Source organism: Halomonas sp. LC1 (genome assembly GCF_030247125.1).
Taxonomy (GTDB): Bacteria; Pseudomonadota; Gammaproteobacteria; order Pseudomonadales; family Halomonadaceae; genus Vreelandella.
Map to the genome: position 1 here is coordinate 269807 of NZ_JASSPG010000001.1, position 21165 is coordinate 290971.

17 protein-coding genes are annotated in these 21165 nt (G+C 59.6%); 4 read left to right on the forward strand and 13 right to left on the reverse strand.

Going from position 1 to position 21165, the window contains the following annotated elements:
- Positions 1-44 precede the first annotated feature (44 nt).
- The 4 genes from QIT27_RS01250 to QIT27_RS01265 form a co-directional block, all read right to left on the reverse strand.
- Positions 45-3233 carry an efflux RND transporter permease subunit gene (locus tag QIT27_RS01250; RefSeq protein ID WP_159341482.1) on the reverse strand — a complete coding sequence of 1063 codons (3189 nt, stop codon included), beginning with the start codon at positions 3231-3233 and terminating at the stop codon, positions 45-47.
- Complete coding sequence (locus QIT27_RS01255; protein ID WP_253017030.1) at positions 3233-4498, reverse strand: efflux RND transporter periplasmic adaptor subunit; 1266 nt, start codon at positions 4496-4498, stop codon at positions 3233-3235. Before QIT27_RS01255 ends, QIT27_RS01250 begins: the two co-directional genes overlap by 1 nt.
- 65 nt (positions 4499-4563) lie before the next feature.
- A complete protein-coding gene (locus QIT27_RS01260; RefSeq protein WP_159341480.1) occupies positions 4564-6045 on the reverse strand; it encodes a TolC family outer membrane protein in 1482 nt (493 codons plus the stop codon).
- A gap of 149 nt (positions 6046-6194) precedes the next feature.
- The gene (locus QIT27_RS01265) at positions 6195-8153 is read right to left on the reverse strand and encodes a sigma 54-interacting transcriptional regulator (protein ID WP_285262638.1); all 1959 of its coding nucleotides are present in this window, start codon (positions 8151-8153) and stop codon (positions 6195-6197) included.
- A gap of 293 nt (positions 8154-8446) precedes the next feature.
- Between QIT27_RS01265 and QIT27_RS01270 the strand changes: the two genes are divergently transcribed.
- From QIT27_RS01270 to cynS, 4 genes are read left to right on the forward strand one after another with little or no spacing between them, the layout of a single operon-like run.
- A complete protein-coding gene (locus QIT27_RS01270; RefSeq protein WP_285262639.1) occupies positions 8447-9871 on the forward strand; it encodes a CmpA/NrtA family ABC transporter substrate-binding protein in 1425 nt (474 codons plus the stop codon).
- A 2-nt stretch (positions 9872-9873) separates the two neighbouring features.
- A complete protein-coding gene (ntrB, locus tag QIT27_RS01275) occupies positions 9874-10731 on the forward strand; it encodes a nitrate ABC transporter permease (RefSeq protein WP_159341477.1) in 858 nt (285 codons plus the stop codon).
- 10 nt (positions 10732-10741) lie between these two features.
- Complete coding sequence (locus tag QIT27_RS01280) at positions 10742-11698, forward strand: ABC transporter ATP-binding protein (RefSeq protein ID WP_285262640.1); 957 nt, start codon at positions 10742-10744, stop codon at positions 11696-11698.
- A complete protein-coding gene (cynS, locus tag QIT27_RS01285) occupies positions 11691-12131 on the forward strand; it encodes a cyanase (RefSeq protein ID WP_159341475.1) in 441 nt (146 codons plus the stop codon). Before QIT27_RS01280 ends, cynS begins: the two co-directional genes overlap by 8 nt.
- A gap of 15 nt (positions 12132-12146) precedes the next feature.
- On the opposite strand, the gene QIT27_RS01290 is transcribed toward cynS, so the two are convergent.
- From QIT27_RS01290 to QIT27_RS01330, 9 genes are all read right to left on the reverse strand, one after another.
- A complete protein-coding gene (locus QIT27_RS01290) occupies positions 12147-12986 on the reverse strand; it encodes a fructosamine kinase family protein (RefSeq protein WP_285262641.1) in 840 nt (279 codons plus the stop codon).
- 73 nt (positions 12987-13059) lie between these two features.
- Positions 13060-14544, reverse strand: a complete 1485-nt coding sequence (xylB, locus tag QIT27_RS01295; protein WP_285262642.1) for a xylulokinase — start codon at positions 14542-14544, stop codon at positions 13060-13062.
- Complete coding sequence (locus QIT27_RS01300; RefSeq protein ID WP_285262643.1) at positions 14544-16031, reverse strand: mannitol dehydrogenase family protein; 1488 nt, start codon at positions 16029-16031, stop codon at positions 14544-14546. The genes xylB and QIT27_RS01300 overlap by 1 nt, the downstream gene beginning before the upstream one ends.
- A gap of 36 nt (positions 16032-16067) precedes the next feature.
- Positions 16068-16688: a nucleoside/nucleotide kinase family protein gene (locus QIT27_RS01305; protein WP_285262644.1), complete on the reverse strand. Its 621-nt coding sequence runs from the start codon at positions 16686-16688 to the stop codon at positions 16068-16070.
- A gap of 7 nt (positions 16689-16695) precedes the next feature.
- Complete coding sequence (locus QIT27_RS01310; protein WP_054640932.1) at positions 16696-17481, reverse strand: L-iditol 2-dehydrogenase; 786 nt, start codon at positions 17479-17481, stop codon at positions 16696-16698.
- Positions 17465-18163 (reverse strand): HAD family hydrolase, encoded by a 699-nt coding sequence (locus QIT27_RS01315; protein WP_062359319.1) that lies wholly within the window; start codon positions 18161-18163, stop codon positions 17465-17467. The genes QIT27_RS01310 and QIT27_RS01315 overlap by 17 nt, the downstream gene beginning before the upstream one ends.
- Positions 18160-19317, reverse strand: coding sequence for an ABC transporter ATP-binding protein (locus QIT27_RS01320; protein ID WP_285262645.1), 1158 nt, complete (start codon positions 19315-19317; stop codon positions 18160-18162). The genes QIT27_RS01315 and QIT27_RS01320 overlap by 4 nt, the downstream gene beginning before the upstream one ends.
- An 11-nt stretch (positions 19318-19328) precedes the next feature.
- Positions 19329-20180, reverse strand: coding sequence for a carbohydrate ABC transporter permease (locus QIT27_RS01325; protein WP_285262646.1), 852 nt, complete (start codon positions 20178-20180; stop codon positions 19329-19331).
- A gap of 32 nt (positions 20181-20212) precedes the next feature.
- Positions 20213-21103: a carbohydrate ABC transporter permease gene (locus tag QIT27_RS01330; protein WP_062359322.1), complete on the reverse strand. Its 891-nt coding sequence runs from the start codon at positions 21101-21103 to the stop codon at positions 20213-20215.
- Between the last annotated feature and the right edge of the window lie 62 nt (positions 21104-21165).

Consider the following 21165-nt stretch of genomic DNA (forward strand, 5'->3'; position numbering starts at 1 on the left):
GGCGCCCCGTAAAGGGGCGCCCGTGGTAGGCCTGGCCAGATAGGTTACGCCTTATCGTGGCCGAGCTCCGCTTGCTCTTGACGCTCCTGGTTCGGATGGCGCTTGCGGTAGAGCCAATCCGATACTGCGGCAATCATGGCGTAGAAACTGGGAATGAACAGACTCCCCAGAATCGCTACGGATGCCATCCCCACGGCGACCGTGGTACCGATGTGGTGACTACTTACGTCACTGGCACCGGTCGCCAAGGCCAAGGGCAAAGTACCGAAGACAAACGCCAGCGACGTCATGACGATCGGACGGAAGCGCAGTTCTGCTGCGGTAATCGCCGCTTCGCGAATCGATTTACCCAGCTCTTTACGCTGCAGCTCGGCAAACTCGACGATCAGGATGGCGTTCTTCGCCGCCAGACCGACCACCACTAGCATGCCGATCTGCACATAGACACTGGTATCCAAACCACGCAGCACGATCCCCCCAATACCGCCAAGGAATGCGAAAGGCGTGGCGGTCAGTACCGCCAGCGGCAACGACCAGCTTTCGTACTGCGCCGCTAGGATCAGGAACACCATCAGGATACCGAACACGATCGCAAGCGTTGCCGTATTCCCCAGGTTGGATTCCTGATACGCCGTACCGGTCCAGCCCATGCCCCAGTTATCGCCCAGCGTCTCCTGCACCACTTCTTCCATGGCTTCGATGGCCTGAGCCGAGCTGTAGCCCGGTGCCGGGTTACCCTGGAACTGCGCCCCTGCGTAGACCCCAAACCGTGACACGACCGCAGGCCCCGTCTGGCGTTCGAGGGTGACGAACTCAGAGAGCGGGATACGCTCGCCATTACCGCCGCGCACGTAGACGTTGTTGACATCTTCCGGCGTTTTACGGAACTCGTCTTCGTTCTGCAAGTACACCTGGAAGTTACGGTTTTGGTAGCTGAAGTAGTTCACGAACCCGTTACCAAAGGTGTTCGCCAGCGCCGAATTGATATTCTCAAGCGCGACGCCGTAGCTGAGCGCTTTTTGCTGGTCGATCTCCGCCCGGTACGAGGGCACGTTTACGTTGAACGTCGTGAACACTCGGTTCAATACAGGGTGCTGGTTCGCGGCCTGCATGATTTGCAGCGAGGCTTCATACAGTTCCCGAGTAGACGCCCCGTCGAACGACTGCAGGTAACCGGTGAAACCACCGGTGGTAGACAGTCCCATGATCGGCGGCACGTTGAAGGCCATCGCCGAACCGCCATCGATACTGGCACCCAGCTGCATGATGCGGCCAACCAGCTCATTGGCAGTGAGCTCACGCTCCGCCCATGGCTTCATGTTGATGAACATGATGCCGCGTGCGGTATTCACCGCGCTGGACAGAATGTCATAGCCCGCCACCGCAGAAGAGTACTCGACCCCTGGAATCGCTTCGATCTGCTCGCTCAGCTCCGCCATGTATGCCTGGGTACGGCTCAGCGAGGCAGCATCCGGCAAGGAGATACTCGCCAGCACGATCCCCTGGTCGGTCTCGGGCACCAGTGTCGAGGGCGTGTTGGCGTAGAGCCAATAGGAGCCCGCGCCCACTGCCACGGTGAGCGCCAACGCCAGCACCCAGAAGCGCACCAGCTTCTTGACGAACCACATGTACACGGCGGTAAAACCGGCAAAGAAGCGGTCGAACAGACGCAGTGGCGTGCTGATGGCACGCCTAAAGGCCGACTGCTTGGAATGGTGCAAGTTGTGCTTGATGAAGATCGCCGACAGGGCTGGGGTAAAGGTCAACGCCATCAACGCCGACAGCGCTACCGAAATGGCCACGGTGATCGCAAACTGCTGATAGATCTGCCCGGTAAACCCGCCCAGGAAAGCCACCGGCACGAAGACCGCCGCCATGATCAGTGACGTGGCGATAACCGGCCCGCCCACTTCCTTCATAGCGCGGATCGTCGCGTCACGAACGCTGATATCGTCCTCTTCGCTAATGACCCGCTCGACGTTTTCGACCACCAGTATCGCGTCATCCACCACGATACCTATCGACAACACCAACGCGAATAGCGTCAGCAGGTTGATCGAGAAATCGAATAGATAGAAGCCTGCGAAGGTACCGATCACCGATACCGGCACCACCGACATGGCGATGACGGTAAAGCGCCAGTTCTGCAGGAAGATAAACAGAATTACGATAACGATCAGGAACGCTTCGATGAACGTCTTGATGACCGTTTCGACCGAGGCATCGATGAACAGCGTCGTATCATACGGAGTTACGTACTCCAGGCCCGGCGGGAAACGCCCGGACAACTCCTCCATGGTAGCGCGCACCGCATCCGCGGTTTCCAGCGCGTTGGCCCCCGGCTGCTGGTTGATAATGATCGGCGTCATGGCATCGCCGTTCAAACGCGCATCGACACCATAAAAGGAGGCACCCAGCTCGATCCGTGCGACGTCTTCCAGACGCAGCGATGAGCCATCGGGGTTGGTACGCAGGAAGATTTCGCGGAAGTCGTCAGTGCTCGTGAGACGTCCACCGGCGGTAATCGTATAGGTATAGGCGCGCGGCTCGCTTTGTGGCGTAGCGGCCAAGTTACCGGCGGGGATTTCGGTGTTCTGAGCACGAATGGCACTGGCCACTTCGCTAGGCGTAAGGTCGTACTGCGCTAGCTTGTCAGGGTCCATCCAGATACGCATGGCAAACTCGCCACCGCCAAGTACCTCGGCATTACCCACCCCAGGCACTTGGCGCAGCTCATCGAGAATATTGAGCGTGGCGTAGTTCTGCATATAGATCTTGTCATAATCACCGCTCTGGGAGGTCAAGGCCACCAGCATCAGGATCGAGTCTGACCGCAGCTCGACAGTCACCCCCTGAGACTGGACGGCCTCGGGCAGCTGCGATAGTGCCCCCTGAACACGGTTATTGACGTTGATCGTATTGATGTCGCCATCCGTGCCGATGTTGAACGCCACGCTCAGGCTCATGGTGCCATTATCGGCGCTGTTGGAGGTCATGTAGAGCATGTCCTCGACGCCGTTAATCGCCTCGGCCAGCGGCGCAGCCACCGTCTGTGCCACGGTTTCGGCATCCGCCCCTGGGAACTGGGCCTGAACCGATACCGTGGGCGGCACCACGCTAGGGTACTGCTCGATCGGCAGCACCCGCATGGCCATCACGCCTACCAGCGTGACGATAATTGCCAGTACCGTGGCAAAAATCGGGCGGCTGATAAAGAAGTTAGAGAAATTCATTATTGCGCGCCCTCTTCCCCTTCAGCAGCGGGTTGTGCGCCGTCGGCTTGTTGCATCGCGTCGGCGGCTTCCGCTTCTTCCTGGGCTTCTTCTTGCTCGGTCTCTTCCACGAGGTCAGCAGCGTCGCCACTAAACGACTGAGGGTCGATCACGACGCCCGCCTCCAAGCCAGCCGGATCGCCGACGACAACGCGGTCACCTGGCTCCAAGCCATCGCGGATGATTTGCCAGGGGCCTGCGACTTCGCCTAACTGAACGGTGCGTTCGCGAGCTTTGTTCTCGTCATCCAGCACGTAGACCAGCGGGCCCATCAGACCTTGGGTCACGGCAATTTCCGGCACGGCCAGTACATCGAAGCGTTTCAAACCTTCGATGCGCACGCGCACGAATTGGCCGGGCAGTACCGCGCCATCGGGATTGGCAAAGGTCGCCGAGGCCTGCACGGTGCTGGTGCCGGTATCCACGCGGGAGCCGAGGAAGTCCAAACGACCTTCCAGCTCGCTGCCTTCACTACCATCCAGCCCAGGCACCTGTAGGCGAGCGGTGATTTGGGAAGCATCACCGTCGTTGCCAAGCTGACGACGCAGCTCGAAGGCATCCCGCTGGGGCAGTTGGAAGCGTACTTCCAGCGGATCCAGCGGCGTGATCGTGGCGAGCTCGGTGCCCGAATTCACCAGGTTACCGACGTTGATCTGGCTCAAGCTGATCATACCGGACACCGGTGCCGTCACGTTGGAGTAGCCTAAATCCAGATTGGCGCTGGTCAGCGCCGCTTCCGCCTGGGCCACGTTGGCTTGCGCCACGCGCTGCTCGGCAAGCGCTTGGTCGTACTGCTGGCGGCTAACGGAGTTTTGGCTCAGCAACTGCTCGAAACGCTGAGCATCCCGCTGGGCACGCGCCAGCTCGGCGCGAGCGCTTTGCAGGTCGGCTTCACGCTGGTTGACGGTCGCCTGATAAAGGTCAGGCTCGATGGTATAAAGCCGGTCGCCCTGCTCCACCATTTGGCCCGGCTCGAAGTGGCGCTCTTCCAGAAACCCGCTCACCCGCGCCACCAGCGTCACTTCGCTGTCGCTGCGTAGCAGCGAGGGGTAGGATTTATCCAGCGGTATGTCTTGACGCGCTATTTCAGCGACTTCCACCGGGTGGGGCGGCGCTTCCTGCTGGCTTTGCTGCTCTTGTGGCTGCTCCTGACCACATGCCGTGAGCGCTAACGCGGCGATCAGCGTCACTAGACTCGCTCTACCTGAGTGAATCACTCTTTTCATGCGTCGATTTCCCATTCATTTTTCTAAACATTGACCGATCGCCACGGGGGCATGCACAACGAAGATTAGGCGCCTGGGGTGGGCGGCGCGCCAATATCCATCGCGCGCTGGTACGCGTCGGGCTCGTTGCTTTCCGGTAGGGTGAAGTTGACGTCATCGCCGGTGAGCCATGCGTTCACTTCTTCGATGGCGTCCACGTCGAGCAGTCCCGCCTGCTGGCGCAGCGACAACAGGTTCACGACGTAGTCGTAACGCGCTTCGGCGTAGTTGGCGATGGCGTTATAGAGATTCTGCTCGGCGTTCAGCACGTCGACGATGTTACGGGTTCCCACTTCGTAACCGGCGCGGGTCGCTTCCAGGGCGCTGCGGTTGGACACGATGGCCTGCTGGCGCGCTTCGACCGTTTCGACGTTGTTGCTGACCTGGGTGTAGAGCGAGCGAACCTGCTGAATCGTGGTGCGGCGCTGAGACTCGAAGTCGTACTGACTGCTCTCTAACTGGAACGTGCCCTGACGAATGCTGGCGCTGGTACTGCCGCCGGTGTAAATCGGCACGTTCGCTGACACACCGACCTGAGCGGACGTGTCGTAACCGCTGACCAGCTCGCTATCGCTGTCGGCGTACTGGTAGTTGGCAAACGCTTGCACGGTGGGCAAGCGACCCGCGCGGGCCAGCTCTACCCCCACACGGGAAACTTCGATACCCGCCTGCTGGGCAAGTACCTGCGGGTTGCGCTCCAGAGACTGCTCAACCCAGTAGTCACGGTCGGTGGGCGTCGGCAGCGCGATGGGCATGCTGTCGCCCAGGGCTTCGATGCTGGCATAACGCTGCCCCGTGAGCTGCTCTAATACTTCAAACGCCACTTGCAGGTTGCTCTCGGCGGCAATGCGATCGGCGCGAGATTGATCGAAGCTCGCCCGCGCTTCCTCTACCTCGGTAATCGCGATCAGGCCGACTTCGAACTGCTCGCGGGCCTGCTCGAGCTGGCGACCAATGGCACGCTCTTGGGCCAAGCGCGCTTCTAACACTTCGTGGGCGCGTAGAATATCGAAGTAGGCACTTGCCACATCGATCAGCAGTTGCTGCTCGGTGGCGGCCAGCAGATACACCTGCTGATCGATCTGACGCTCTGCCTGGTTGACTTCCTGGCGCGTGACCGCGTTGAACAGCGCCTGGGTGGCTTCTAGCGTCAAGGAGACAGTGTTATAGCTATCATCACTGACGCCGACGCCAGCGCTGGAACCCGCTCCAGCACCGGTGCCAGTGCCTGCACTGCGGGCAGAGCCCTGGCTCTCGAATTGCTCGTTATGCGTAGCGCTACCGGAGGCATTCACCTGCGGCAACAGTCCGCCACGTGCAACGTCTCGTGCCGCCTCGACGCTGGAGAACTCAGACCGTGCAGAGGCCAGGGCCGCGTTGTTATTCAGCGCATCACGGGTAATGGTCACCAAGTCGGCCGCTTGGGCAGGCAGGATGAACGAAGACGTGAGCACTGCTAACAACAGGGGGCGAAAGGGGGCATTGACTGCCCAGTGTGCTAGTCGCATGGGATTGCCTCTAGGTGTCAACGTAAGACGGCGCGGCAGAGCGCCATTCTGAAAGAGTGGCATTATAGTTACATTCATGTATGTATGCTAGACTTGAACTTGCCTGATTTGTGTGTACAACACTGATGTCAAGCGGATCCTTCCTTACCTTAGTCCAAAGCATCGTTGGTGGGCGCACTTTTGCGACCACGCTGGCGATATTGCCGCGGATCGACGCCCCATTTCTGTAGCCGTGAGGTCAGCGTCGTCGGTTTCATCCCTAACAGTTCCGCCGCCCCTCCCGCTCCAGACACTTTGCCCTTTGCCGCTTTCAACGCTTTTAGCGCATTGCAGCGCTGCTGGTGACATAGCGCTTGCTCGGTGAGCGGGTGGTCAGGTAGCGCGCTATGATCTTGCGCCGGTATGTTGAACGTCGTATGACGGGATGGCGGCTCTGCCAGTAGCAAATCATCAAAAGAGAGCCGCTGATCCTGGGTCACGATCACCTGACGTTCGATCACGTTCTCCAATTCACGAATATTGCCCGGCCATGGGTAACGAGCGAGGACCTCTAGCTGAGCTGGCGGTATTCGCACGCCCGGCTTGTTGAATTTCAGGCAGGCGCGATGCAAGAAGTGGCGCGCCAGCAGCGGGACGTCTTCGATACGTTTTCGCAACGGGACGGAATCGATGGGAAAAACGTTCAAACGGAAGTAGAGATCCTCGCGAAACTGACCGGCATCGATCATCTCTTTTAGCTCGCGGTTGGTCGCCGCAATCACCCGCACGTCCACTTCGCGAGTGCGGTTATCCCCCACCCGTTCGAACTGCTGATCCTGCAGTACGCGCAGCAGCTTGCTTTGTAGCTCCAGCGGGATCTCCCCCACTTCATCCAGAAACAGCGTGCCGCCGTGGGCCAACTCAAAGCGCCCTGGCCGGTCTTGTACCGCACCGGTAAAGGCGCCTTTTACATGGCCAAAAAACTCACTCTCGAAGAGGTCACGAGGAATCGCGGCGCAGTTCACGCGGATCAACGGCCGGTCGCTGCGGCTACTGCCCGCATGAATCGCCCGGGCAATCAGCTCTTTACCCGTGCCCGATTCGCCGCTAATTAACACGTTCGCGCTGGTGGGGGCTACCATGGCGATCTGCTGCACCAGCTTTGCGACCGCCGGGCTGTTGCCGACGATATTGCGGTGGTTGACCTCGGCTTTAATCTCTTCTTGCAGGTACTGGTTCTCCAGCTCCAACCGGCGCTTGAGCGACTCCACCTCTTCCAGTGCATCGCGCAGCTGCTGCTCGGCGTGCTTGCGCTCACGGATATCGCGAAACAGCACAACGGCCCCCACTAGGCGGCCCATTTCAAAGATCGGTGTGCTGGTGTACTCCACGGGAATCGCCTCGCCGTTTTTATGCCAGAACACCTCGTCATCCACATGGTGCACTTGGCCATCGCTAAACGAGGCGTGGATGGGGCACTGCTGTACCGGAAAGTGGCTGCCATCGGCGTGGGTGTGGTGGAACATTAGGTGCGCATCGTGGCCCACCATATCTTCCGTGCTCCAGCCGAGAATGCGTTCGGCAGCCGGGTTGACGAAGGTGGTTTTCCCCTCCGCATCCAGGCCATAAATGCCCTCCCCGGCGGCGCTGAGAATCAGCTGGTTCTGCTTTTCGATACGCTCGAACACCTGCTCGACCCGCTGCCAACCCACCTCCCCCTGGCGGTGCTGGCGGCTGAGTTCGGCCTTGGCGCGGCGCTGCTCGGCTTTATTGCGATCTATCACCGTCAGCAATAGCTGTGAGGAGTCGTGTAAGCGCTGCCCATAGACCTCGACACGGCGAGGCTGGCGGACGCTATCCAACAGCACTAAATCATCCGACCAGCCTTGGCCGGTCGTCAGCACCTCATCGGTAAAGCTGACCCATAGCGGCAATGAAGCGCTTAGACGGTGGCTAAAAGGAGTAGCGAGCGGCTGCTCGTGATGAATCAACAGCAGTTGACACGCTGCGGTATTGGCATCAATTAAGCGGTCGCTCAGAGGATCAATAATCACCATGGCCAACGGCGTGTAGTGAGCCATCAGCGTTAAGGACGGGTGAGCGTCATCTTTCAGGGTGGCAGCGTGCATCGCAGGCTCCTCATTTGCCAGCAGGATGTCGCTTACTCCATACAAACAACGGGCCAATCACGAACTTTCGTTATTTAAACAACGAAATATCGTTATTTACGAAAAACCGTGACTACTCGAGGAACTACAAGCTCGCCGCTTAACAACAGCAAACCCATGATCGATATACAAAAAATCCAGAAACAAGCGTTCTGGCATGCAACTCGCTATCCATAGGAATAGCGCCGCAGGGAATCATCACGCACCAAGACGGCGCAGCCTAAAGCCCTTTTGCTCCTGTGAGGTAAACGTCCATGAAAGAGAACAACGACCACAGCAGTCTTGGCAACCCGTTTGATCATCGCCAATCACTGATTCACGGACGGCAGTGCGATTGTCATCAGTGCCACTCTTCCCAACCCAGCATTATTACGTCGTCTACTCAGCCAACCGCGAAAACAGCGGCGTCCACGCCGAATAGTGCCGATGATGTGATGGATCGCATGGTCGAAAGCGCTTTGGTGCGCGGCATGTTTGGCCATAGCGATATGCACCGCCGCCAGTTTATGAAGCTGGTAGGTGGCGGCACGGCCGCTGCGGCGCTGGCGAGCCTGTTCCCCCTGGATTCGATTAAAGCCGCGGTAAAAGAGAGTTTAGGGCCGCTTGAGAAAACCCAGCTTAATGTCGGCTTCGTTCCGATCACCTGCGCCACGCCCATCATCATGGCCCACCCCATGGGCTTTTATGAGCGCTACGGCCTGGATGTCTCGGTGATTAAAACCGCTGGCTGGGCGGTAGCGCGGGACAAATCCCTCAACCGCGAATACGACGCGGCGCACATGCTAACGCCCATGCCGCTGGCGATGACCCTCGGTGCAGGCTCTACCCCAGAGCCGTTCATTATGCCCGCCGTCGAAAACATCAACGGTCAGGCGATTGTGCTGCATAACGACCACCTGGATAAGCGCGCCCCCCAGCAGTGGAAAGGCTTCACCTTTGGCGTACCGTTCGAGTACTCCATGCACAACTTCCTACTGCGCTACTACGTGGCCGAGCACGGCTTAGACCCGGATCAAGATATTCAAATCCGCGTGATTCCGCCGCCCGAAATGGTCGCCAACCTGCGGGCAGGCAACATCGACGGCTTCTTATCCCCCGACCCCTTTAACCAGCGCGCGGTGTTTGAACGCATCGGCTTTATTCACCTGCTGACCAAAGAGATTTGGGACGGCCACCCCTGCTGCGCCTTTGCCACCAGCGCCCGCTTTGCCCGCGAAAACCCGAACACCTATGGCGCGCTGCTGCGGGCGATTATCGATGCCACCCAGTACTCTTCAGACCCCGCTAACCGCTCAGAAATTGCCGAAGCCATTGCCCCGACGAACTACCTGAACCAGCCGGTCACGGTCATTGAACAGGTACTCACCGGGCGCTTTGCCGACGGTTTAGGCGGCGTACAGAACGTGCCGGACCGCATCGATTTCGATCCCTTCCCCTGGCACTCCATGGCGGTGTGGATCCTGACGCAAATGAAGCGCTGGGGCTATATCGAAGGCGACGTGGATTATCAGCAGATTGCCCGGGATGTGTATCTGGCCACCGATGCCCAGACCGTGATGCGCGAGCTGGGGTACGAAGCGCCCGAAGAGACCGCCCGCAACTACCAAATCATGGGTAAAACCTTTGATTACACCCAGCCTGAAGCGTATGTCGAAAGCTTCGCCATTCGGAGGGGCTAACCATGGATCGCACCACCACCGAATGGAAATTAAGCCTGAACGCCCGCGCCACGATTCTCGCCATTATGCTGCTCGTGGTTGGCCTGGGCGTCTGGGAAGGGTTGAATCAATCGCCCTTGATGGGCGGCGGCGAGGCGCTAAGCGAGTACGAACAGCTGCTGGCCGGGGCCGATGAGAGCGCCAAAGTACCGCCGCCCTCGGAAATTGCCGTGAAAGCGTGGCAGGAGCTTTCTAACCCCTTTTACGATGCAGGCCCCAACGACAAAGGCATTGGCATTCAGTTGGGCTACTCGCTCTACCGCGTGCTCAGCGGCTACCTGCTGGCCGCGCTGGTGGCGATTCCGATTGGTTTCTTAATTGGCATGTCGCCCCTGGCGTACAAAGCGCTCAACCCGTTTATTCAAGTGCTGCGGCCTATCTCGCCGCTGGCCTGGATGCCACTGGCACTGTTCATCATTCGCGACTCTGAAGCCTCCGCTATCTTCGTGATCTTTATCTGCTCGATTTGGCCAATGCTGCTCAACACCGCCTTTGGCGTGGCGGGCGTGCGCAACGACTGGGTGAACGTGGCCCGCACCCACGAGCTGTCGTCGCTGCAAACGGCCTTCAAAGTGATTCTACCTGCGGCCGCACCCACCATTCTGACCGGCATGCGGATCTCCATCGGCATTGCCTGGCTGGTCATCGTGGCTGCCGAGATGCTGGTGGGCGGCACCGGCATTGGTTACTACGTCTGGAATGAGTGGAACAACCTCGACCTGACCAGCGTGATCTTCTCCATCCTGATGATCGGCGTGGTGGGCATGCTGCTGGATATGTCGCTTGCCTATATTGCCCGCTTTGTCACTTACGCCGAATAAGGAGCCGACCATGAGTCATGCTTTTGTAGAGGTACAGAAAGCTGCCAAGCGCTTCCCCGGCGCCACTAAAGAGGCAGAACCGCTAACGGTGTTTGAGAACATTAGTTTTCAGCTCAAGAAGGGCGAGTTTGTGTGCATCATCGGCCACTCTGGCTGCGGCAAATCCACCATTATGAACGCACTCGCCGGGCTGGATCAGTTCTCTGAAGGCTCCATGGTGATGGAGAACAAAGAGATCAGTGGCCCTGGCCTTGAGCGTGGCGTGGTGTTTCAAAACTACAGCCTGCTGCCCTGGCTCACCGCGCTTGAAAACGTTCGCTTTGGCGTACGCGCCCGCTGGAAAGCGTGGAGCGATCGGGAAGTCACCGACCACAGCATGAAGTATTTGGAAATGGTCGGCTTGAAAGAGGTGGTAGACCGCAAGCCCTCCCAGCTCTCTGGCGGTATGCGCCAGCGGGTGAGCATCGCCCGGGCGTTTGCCACCAAACCCAAACTGCTGCTGTTGGATGAGCCGTTCGGCGCGCTGGATGCGCTGACCCGGGGCGTCATTCAAGACGAGCTGATCAAAATTTGGAGCCAGGATCAGCAAACCGTGTTCATGATCACTCACGATGTGGACGAAGCGATCTTACTGGCCGACCGCATCTTCTTAATGACCAACGGCCCCCAAGCGCGTATCGCCGAAGCGGTGGAAATTGACCTGCCAAGGCCCCGCCAGCGGGCAGAGATCGTCAAGCATCCGCACTTCTACACGATTCGTAACTACCTGGTCGATTTTCTGGTGAACCGCTCCAGCGAGCTGCGCACCCAGGAGTTCGACGGCCAAGGCCTGCGCTACCCGACGCCGGTGAACCCGGTACAGCTAGCGTCTGCAGACACCACTACAGATTCAACCCCGGCATCCCCTGCCACCGAACCACAAGAAAACCTAGTGAAGTTCACTCCCAAGGAGGTCCGTCATGGATAAGCTCGAAATGCGCCATACCCTGCTGGCTGCCAAAGCCCGTAAAAAAATGAGTTGGGATGACATTGCCAGCGCCGTCGGCATGTCGCCGGTGTGGGTCGCCTCTGCCTGCTACGGCATGAACAGCGCCAGCGCCGATATCGCCCATAAACTCTGCGACGTACTCGAAGTGGATGGCGACGTCGCCACCGCGCTCACGGCCTTCCCCACAAAAGCGTGGGATGAAGCCATCCCCCAAGACCCGTTCGTCTACCGCCTCTACGAAGTGGTCGGCGTGTACGGCGAAACGCTGAAAGACGTGGTGCAAGAGAAGTTCGGCGACGGCATCATGAGCGCCATCGACTTCACCATGGAAGTGGACAAAATCGAAGACCCGAAAGGCGACCGAGTACTGCTGACCCTGAACGGCAAATTCCTGCCTTATAAGTCCTGGTAACGTTAATACGCGCGCTTAATCGCGTTCCAGCAGCGTTACGCTGCGCTCGACCCCACTGCGGTAACTGGCACCAAACAGCAGCAGATGGTTAAGCAGTGGGTAGAGTTGAAACAGCGCTTCACGCCTCGGCCAGTCGGCCGGGGCGTTGCCGTTCCAGTAGGCCTCGAAAAATGCGTCACCGGGGGAGCCGAACAGCGTCAGCATGGCAAGGTCGGTTTCGGGGTAGTGGCGATAAATCGCCGGGTCGATCAGCGCTGGCCCGCGGGGCGTGGTCAGTACATTGCCCGACCACAGGTCGCCGTGAACCAAACTCCCAGGAGCATCCGGCAACCAGCGCTCCAGCTGTTCGGCCTGCTGCTCGATACGGCGACGTAGCGCGCTATCAAGCAAACCATGCTGAAAGCAGGCCTCGCAAAGGGGGAGCAGGCGGCGCTCGCGCTGAAACTGCCGCCCGTCAGCCAGTGGCGCATTGGGCTGCGGGGTCAATCCGCAGGCGTTGTCTTCATGCCAACCGTGGGAGGCGCCTATCACGCCGTGCAGCTGGCGAAGGCCCTCTCCCAGCGCGGTCGCATCCTGCTTGTTGGCGGGCTGAGTCTCCAGGGCTTCCATCACTAGCCAGCCTTCCGCCTGGCCGAGCACTTCGGGAATGATGAGCGAAGTGTTGGCCCCGGCCAGAGCGTGCAGCCCTTCTGCCTCGCCCCTGAGACGCTCGGGATCGTCATGCTTCACGATCACCCGCCCCTGGCGCGTGGCTAACGTATACACCGCCGCACTGTCGCCGCCGCTTAGCGGCTCTAGCTCGCCGGTGGGCGCTATATCGTGAGTAGTGAGCAGATGGCGTAAGCTGGCCTCCATGGCATTCTCCGCTGCGTTACCGTGGTTGAGTGGATCACGGTACAGGGCAATCGGCCATGGAGGCAATGGGTGGTTACAGCGTATGGCGCTGCCCTAGCGCGGCCAAATAGCGCTGATAGGCCCCTTCATAGGCGGCCACACGCTCGGCATCAGGCTCCGCCAGCGAGGCCGCATCCAGATGCACCAGGCGCTCGCAGAGTGATGCCAGGCTAACGCCCTCGGGCTGTAAATCGCACCAGGCCGCTTGAATGGCTGCCCCTAGCGCAGCGGCATCGGTAATCTCGGGGCAAATCACCTGGGTGTTGGTAATATCAGCGACCATTTGCCGCCACACCGGGCTTTTCGCCCCGCCGCCAATCAATCGAATCTGGCTGGTGCCCGCCGCCAGCTCGCCCAACAGCTCCAGCCCATAGCGTAGGCCAAAGGTCGCGCCCTCCATCACGCCTCGGCAGAGGTTGGCCTGGGTCATATTCAGGCTGGTCAACCCGAGAAAATCGCCGGTGGCATCGGGCAGCATGGGCACCCGTTCGCCGTTGAAGAACGGCAGCACGGTGACGCCCTCGGCACCAATCGGGGCGCTGGCGACCTGATCGCCAAAAGTAGCCAAGTCCAACCCAAACAGCTCACGCACGCGAGTCGTTGCCGAGGTCACGTTCATGGTGCAGATCAGCGGCAGCCATCCTCCGTGGCTGGCGCAAAAATTCGCCACCATGGCGCTGTCACACACCACCGAATTAGGTGAGTAAGCACACACCGTGCCGGAAGTGCCCAAACTGAGCGTGACCAGCCCCTGGGTAATATTGCCGGTGCCAATCGCCCCCATCATGTTGTCGCCACCGCCGGAGGAGACCACCACGTTATCGCCTAGCCCCAGCTCCTGAGCCACTAATGGGCGCACGCGGCCAGCGGGTTCATGGGCGTCAATGATCCGAGGCAGTACCCGGTCAGGGTCGAGCTCCGGTGCAATGGCAGCAAACACCTCTTTCTGCCAGCACTGGGCGCGGGTATCGAAGTAACCGGTGCCCGAGGCGTCGCCTGCCTCGGTAACCCGTTCGCCAGTCAGCCAGAAATTCAGGTAGTCATGGGGCAGCAAGAGCGTAGCAATACGCTGGTAGGCATCTGGTTGATGCTCGCGTAACCAGGCCACTTTGGAAGCGGTATAGCCCGTTTGCAGCACCAGGCCCAGCTTCTCCAGGCAGCCCGCCTCGCCCCCCAGCGTTTCCACTAGTGCGCTATTTTGAGCGCTGGTTTCGGTATCGCACCACAGCTTGGCGGGATACACCGGCACGCCATCGGCATCAATCGCGACCATGCCGTGCTGCTGGCCAGACACACCAATACCGCGCACCTGCTTGGCATCGATCCCGGCGCGCTCAATCGCTTGAAAGAACGCGCCCTTGAGCGCCGCCAGCCACTCCGCGGGTGCCTGCTCCCGGCGGCCATGCTCCCCTTCATCCAGGCGATGCGGGCGGCTGCCTTCGCCCAGAATGACGCCCCGTTCTACATCCACTACCACGACTTTGGTACTTTGCGTACCGCAATCCACCCCGATATACATCACAACGTTCCTTTGGACGCGACCAGAGCCTCAAGAGTAGCCCGTGCGCCTCGTTCATGCAGCGACTTCAGCGCCTCCAGGTAGGCGTTAAGGAAGCGAGGCTGGTCCGCCAAGTCGCCAAACAGCTCGCGGTTTTCCACGAAGGCCGCTGGATGGGTGCGGTTATTGGCGGCAATGGCCATTAACGGCTCGCGCAAACGGTCCACGATCTCAATGGTCTGACCCTGCTCATCGACGCCTTCGGCGTAGCGTGCCCAGCTGGCCACCACGGCGGCGCTGCGCTCAATCTCACCGCCCTGGGCAAGCTGCTGGCGAATCACCGGCACTAACCATTTAGGAATGCGATCCGAGCTTTCGGCGCACAGCCGCGCCAAGGTGTCTCTGATTTGCGGGTTCGCAAAGCGCTCAATCAGCGTCAGCCGGTAGGTTTCTAGATCCACCCCCGGCACGGGGGACAGTGTCGGCGTGCCCTCTTCGCGCATGTAGCCGAGCAAGAACTCGACAAACAGCGGGTCTTGGCACACTTCATGGGCGTAGCGGTAGCCCACCAAATAGCCAAAGTAGGTCAGCGCCTGATGGCTGGCATTGAGCAGGCGCAGCTTCATGAGTTCGTACGGCTCGACATCCTCAACAACTTGCACGCCGACCTTCTCGAACGCCGGGCGGCCCAAGGGGAAGTGATCTTCCAACACCCACTGGGTAAAGGGCTCACACACCACGGGCCAGGCATCTTCCACGCCAAAGCGCTGGGAGAGCTCTTCGATATCCGTGGGCGCGGTCACTGGCGTGATGCGGTCCACCATGGCGTTGGGGAACGCTACCTCAGCGGCTAGCCAGTCGCCCAGCTCAGCACTGCGGGCGCGGGCGTAGGCGCTGAACATGCGCTTGGCGACATCGCCGTTGCCTTGAATGTTATCGCAGGACATCACCGTAAACGGCGCAATACCCCGTGCCCGGCGGCGTACCAGGGCTTCCACTACCAAGCCAAAGCTGGTGGAGGGGCGTTCAGGATGGGCGAGATCGTCGCGCACCTGGGGGGCGTCCAGGTTGAATTCTCCGGACACCGGATGAAAGTTGTAACCGCCCTCCGTGACGGTGAGTGAGACAATTTTGATGGCAGGGTCGGCCATGGTTTCGATGACCGCCTCGGGGTCTTCCGGGGCAAACAGGTAGTTCAGCATGCTGCCAATCACCCGAGGCTGATATTCGCCGTCAGGGTGCTTGACCACGAGGGTGTAAAGGTAGTCTTGTGCGGCGAGGGCCTGCTGCATGCGTTTGTCGCCGGGCATGACCCCCACGCCCACAATGCCCCAATCCAGCGCTTCGCCTTGGTTCATCAGCGCATCTACGTACATCGCCTGATGGGCACGATGAAAACCACCGACGCCAATATGGACGATGCCAGGCGTCACGGCCTGACGATCATAGGTCGGCGTCTCAACCGCCGCGCTGAGGGAACCCACATTGTGGTTATTAAGCTGGGTCATCGTCACTCTCCGGGTTATTGGCTGGGCAAGCGCGTCCTAGCGCCAGCGCTGGTCAGGTGGCACGCTGCTGGTTTTTACCAGCGCGGCGTTCAGCATGTCTTTTTGGTGGGTGCGCTCAAGCGCGCCGCTGTGGTCTTGGCCCATACAGAGCCAGCGGTTCACCAACCGCTCTACGAGCACTGCGTCGTCGACGTCGATCATTAGCGTCCAGTCGAACAGCGCGTGCAGTGAACGCCACGGATCTTGGTTCAATAGCAGATAATTGCCTTCCACAATCACAATGCGATGCGCGGGGGTAATTAACCGCCCACCGGCACGGGCAAGGTCCAGCGGCCGATCAAAGACCGGCACGGCCACCGGCTTATCCGCCCGACGGATGCGCATTAAATCGTGATGCAAGCCCTCCACGTCGAAGGTGTGGGGCGCACCTTTCACAGGCAACTGCTCATCGCCCAGTACGGCGTTATCGAAGTGGTAGCCATCCATCGGCACCACCGCCGCGTGCCCTGGGCGCAGTTGATTAATCGCTTCACAGAGCAGCGCGCTGCGGTAGGATTTTCCGGCCCCCGGCGGCCCCGCCAGGGCAACCATAAAGCGCGCCTTGCCTTCGGCGGCATCCAGCAGTTGGTGGCTTAACGAAACAAGATCAGGGCTCATGGGCGTCTTAGCTCATCCAGTTGCCGCCATCGACGTTGAGCGTCTGGGCGACGACGTAATCGCTATCCTGGCTGGCAAGAAACACGGCGGCGCCGGTGTGATCTTCCGGCAGCCCCATACGGCCATAGGGCACCGCCTCGCCCACTAGGCGCTTTTTCTCGCCCAATGGGCGGTTCTCGTAGCGAGCAAACAGCGCATCGACCTCTTCCCACATCGGGGTATCCACCACGCCGGGGGCAATGCCGTTGACGTTGATGCGGTGTTTGATCAAATCGAGCCCGCAGGACTGGGTCAGGCTAATCACGGCGGCTTTGCTGGCGCAGTAAACACTCACTAGCGGTTCGCCACGCCGACCCGCCTGGGAGGCCATATTGATAATTTTGCCTCCCTGACCTTGGGCCACCATGGCGCGGGCCACGGCCTGCAGGGTGAAAAACATGCCTTTGGTGTTCACCGCAAACTGTTTGTCAAAGCTGGCCTGGGTCACTTCCAGCACCGGCGCCATATCGAACACCGCCGCGTTATTGACCAAAATATCAATGCCACCAAAGCGCTCGGTGACGCTCTCCACCATGGCATCGATAGAGCCTTGGTCGCACACGTTCAGCACCACGCCCATAACCCGCTCGGCGCTGGCATCCTGCTGCAGCGTGGTGAGCGCGTCTTCGATGGCCTTGGCATCGATATCGGCCACCACGACACTGGCCCCTTCGGCCAAATAGCGCTGGGCAATGGCGAGTCCGATGCCACGGGCACCACCGGTAATCACGGCACGTTTATTGAGCAGTTTCATTGTTATCTTGTCCTTGCAGATGTAGTTGCCACTCGTCCACTAAGGCGCGGAGCCCGCGCATATGAGGCAAAATTCGCCAAGCACCCGCCGCGAGCAGGCGGTTAGGCTGCTCGTCGTCGATATGGCTGGCGCCCACAAAACCAATCACCCGCATACCGGCGGCATGGGCAGCGGTAACGCCTGCCACGCTATCCTCAACCACTAGGCAGCGGCTGGGCGGGCAGCCAAGCTCATGCGCCGCCAAGCGGTAAATCGCCGGGTCCGGTTTAGGGTTATCGACCTGCTCGGCCGTGAAAATCGGCACATCGCCCAACGCCTCTTCCAACTGCGTTGTTGCAAGCGATGCCAATACGCGGCAGCGGCGGCTGTTGGAGACCACGGCCTTAGGTAAATCGAGACTACTAACGGCGTCGTGAACCCCTGCAATCGCGGTAAGTTCTCGTGCCAGACGCGCTTCTATGGCGCTATCGACCCGCTCGGAGGCATCGGGCGGCAGCTGATGGCGGCTTAACTGCGCCAAGTGCTTAAGGATGTCGGCGGTCGTCATGCCCAGGGCTTGGCTGAGCAGCGTGGGAATATCCAGATCCGGCAGCCACTGCCCAAGGTGAGTTTCCAGGGTCTCTTCAGCCAGGGCTTCGCTATCCACCAGGACGCCGTCACAATCAAAAATCAGCGCTTTCATACCTGCGCCCCTGGCGCAGCAGGCTCGGTAGCCGCACGGTTATCCTGGCGGGTTAGGCTTGCCAGCGGGTGCTGTGACAGGCTCTCTAGCGCCAATCCTTGGGCGTCGAACAGATGCGCACGCTCGGCGGCAAAGCCAAACTGCACGGTATCGTTCACCCGATAAGCCACGTCGCCATCGGCCATAATGGTGATCAGTAGCTCGCCCATCTGCACGTACAGCGAGGTCTGCCCGCCTAAGCGCTCCAACACTTTAATCTGCCCACTCAGCGGGCCGTTTTCATCCAGCTGTAGATGCTCAGGACGAATGCCGAGCTCCAGCGCTTCATCGCTGGCGAGCTGTTCGCCCGCCACAGGGATAGTGCAGGGCCGCCCGCCGGGTAGGCGCACGGTGACGCCATCATCACCAATGGACTGCTGCTCGACGGTGAAGAAGTTCATCTTGGGCGAGCCGATAAAGCCTGCCACAAAGCGGTTACGCGGGTGGTGATAGAGCGCCATGGGCGAGCCCACCTGCTCCACTACACCATCGTGTAGCACGACGATTTTATCGGCCATGGTCATGGCTTCTATCTGGTCGTGGGTCACGTAAATCATCGTGGCATCCAGCTCTTCATGCAGCCGCGCCAGCTCGATACGCATCTGCACCCGCAACGCCGCGTCTAGGTTGGAGAGCGGCTCGTCGAACAGGAAGATGCTGGGGTTGCGCACAATCGCTCGGCCAATCGCCACCCGCTGGCGCTGGCCGCCGGATAGCGCTTTGGGCTTGCGATCCAGCAGCGGTTCAAGCTGAAGGATCTTGGCAGCTTCCAGCACCTTGGCGCGGCGCTCCTCTTTGGGCACCCCGGCCAAGCGCATGCTGAAGCCCATGTTGCCCTCAACGGTCATGTGCGGGTACAGCGCGTAGCTTTGAAACACCATCGCCAAACCGCGGTCGGCGGGACCCACCTCGTTCATGCGCTTGCCATCGATGAGAATATCGCCGTCGCTGGCGCTCTCCAGGCCCGCGATCATGCGCATCAGCGTGGATTTACCGCAGCCAGAAGGGCCAACGAACACCACGAACTCACGATCGTTAACGTCGAGATCAATGCCCTTGATGACCTTGGTGTCGCCAAACTGCTTGGTAATGTTCTTGAGTTGTAAGGTTGCCATGGGGAACTCCTTTACTTGACGGCGCCAAAGGTCAGGCCGCGCACCATTTGTTTTTGGGTCATCCAGCCGAGGATTAGGATGGGGGCGATGGCCATGGTAGAAGCCGCCGATAGCTTGGCCCAGAACAGCCCTTCAGGGCTTGAGAACGAGGCAATGTAGGCGGTCAACGGCGCGGCTTTCGACGAGGTGAGGTTGAGACTCCAGAACGCTTCGTTCCAGCTCAAAATCACCGAGAGCAGCCCGGTCGACGCAATCCCTGGCAGGGTCAGCGGCAGTAGCAGGAAGAACACTTCCTGCAGAATGGAGGCACCGTCCATCCGGCCCGCCTCGAGAATGTCTTTGGGCATATCTTTAAAGAAGGTGTAGAGCATCCACACCACGATGGGCAGGTTCATCAAGGTATAAATAATGATCAGCCCGGTACGGGTATCCAGTAATCCGACATCTCGGAAAATCAGATAGATAGGAACCAGAACACCCACCGGCGGCAGCATTTTGGTGGAGAGCATCCACAGCAGCGTGCCCTTGGTGCGCTTAGTGGGCAAAAAAGCCATGGCATAGGCCGAAGGAATAGCGATAAGCAGCGCTAAAAACGTGGAACCAAACGCCACCGCGATGCTGTTTAGCGCGAAACGGGCATAGCCCGAGCGTGCCTGCACCTCCTGATAGCTTTCCAGCGTGGGCGAAAAGATAAAGCTGGGGTCGGCTATCGCAGCCGTCTCGGTTTTAAAACCGGTCAGCACCATCCACAGGATAGGGAAAAAGATAATCAGCGCGATCGACCAGCCCAACAGGGTCAATACCAGTTGCCGGATGGGCAACGAGCGAGTGTGTGCTGGTGCGCTATTACGATGAGTTGTCATTGAAATGCTCCCAAGACGCCCTGGTGCCGGGGTCAGTCTTCTAAGTTCTTAGCGACCATACGGACAAGGAAAATCGCGACGATGTTGGCCAGAATGATGGCGATCACCCCACCCGCCGAGGCCATGCCCACATCGAAATCCAGCAGCGCTTGGATGTAGATCAAATAAGCCAAGTTGGTGGTGGCGAGCCCAGGCCCACCGGAGGTAGTGACAAAGATCTCGGCAAAAATCGTCAGCAGGAAGATCATTTCAATCATGATCACCACGCTAATCGCCCGCTTTAGGTGCGGTAGCGTGATAAAGAAGAAAATCGCCAGCGGCCCCGCGCCATCCATCCGCGCGGCTTCCACTTGGTCTTCATCCAGCGATTGCATCGCCGTCAGCAGGATCAGTAGCGCAAACGGCAGCCACTGCCACGAGACGATGATGATGATGGAGGTCAGCGGTAGCGATGAGAACCAGTCCAGCGCAGGAAGTCCCAGCGACTGTGCTAACCACGCCAACACCCCGTTAGAGGGGTGCATCATCATGTTTTTCCATACCAGCGCGCTCACCGTTGGCATGACAAAGAAGGGAGAGATCGCCAATACGCGGGCTATGCCCCGCCCAGCAAAATCCTGTTGAAACAGAACCGCTAAGAGCGTACCGCCCACCACGGTAATCACCAGCACCCAACCCACTAGCAGCAGCGTGGTGCCCATGGCCGACCATAGCGCGGGGTCGGTCAGCAGGTACTCATAGTTTTCCAGCCCGGCGAAGCCGGTCATCTCGGGCATCAGTAAGTTGTAACGCTGGAAAGAGAACCAGATGGTCATGCCTAGGGGCACAATCATCCAGAGCAGGAGCAGCGTTACGGCGGGCGCTTGAAGCGAAAGCGTTCTCAGCCCGCCGACCGTACGGCCAGAAGCACGTGTTCTATTCATGGAAATACCTGCAAGAAAACAGACCTGCGAGAACCACCGAAAACGCCTGCCCGTGGCCGGGC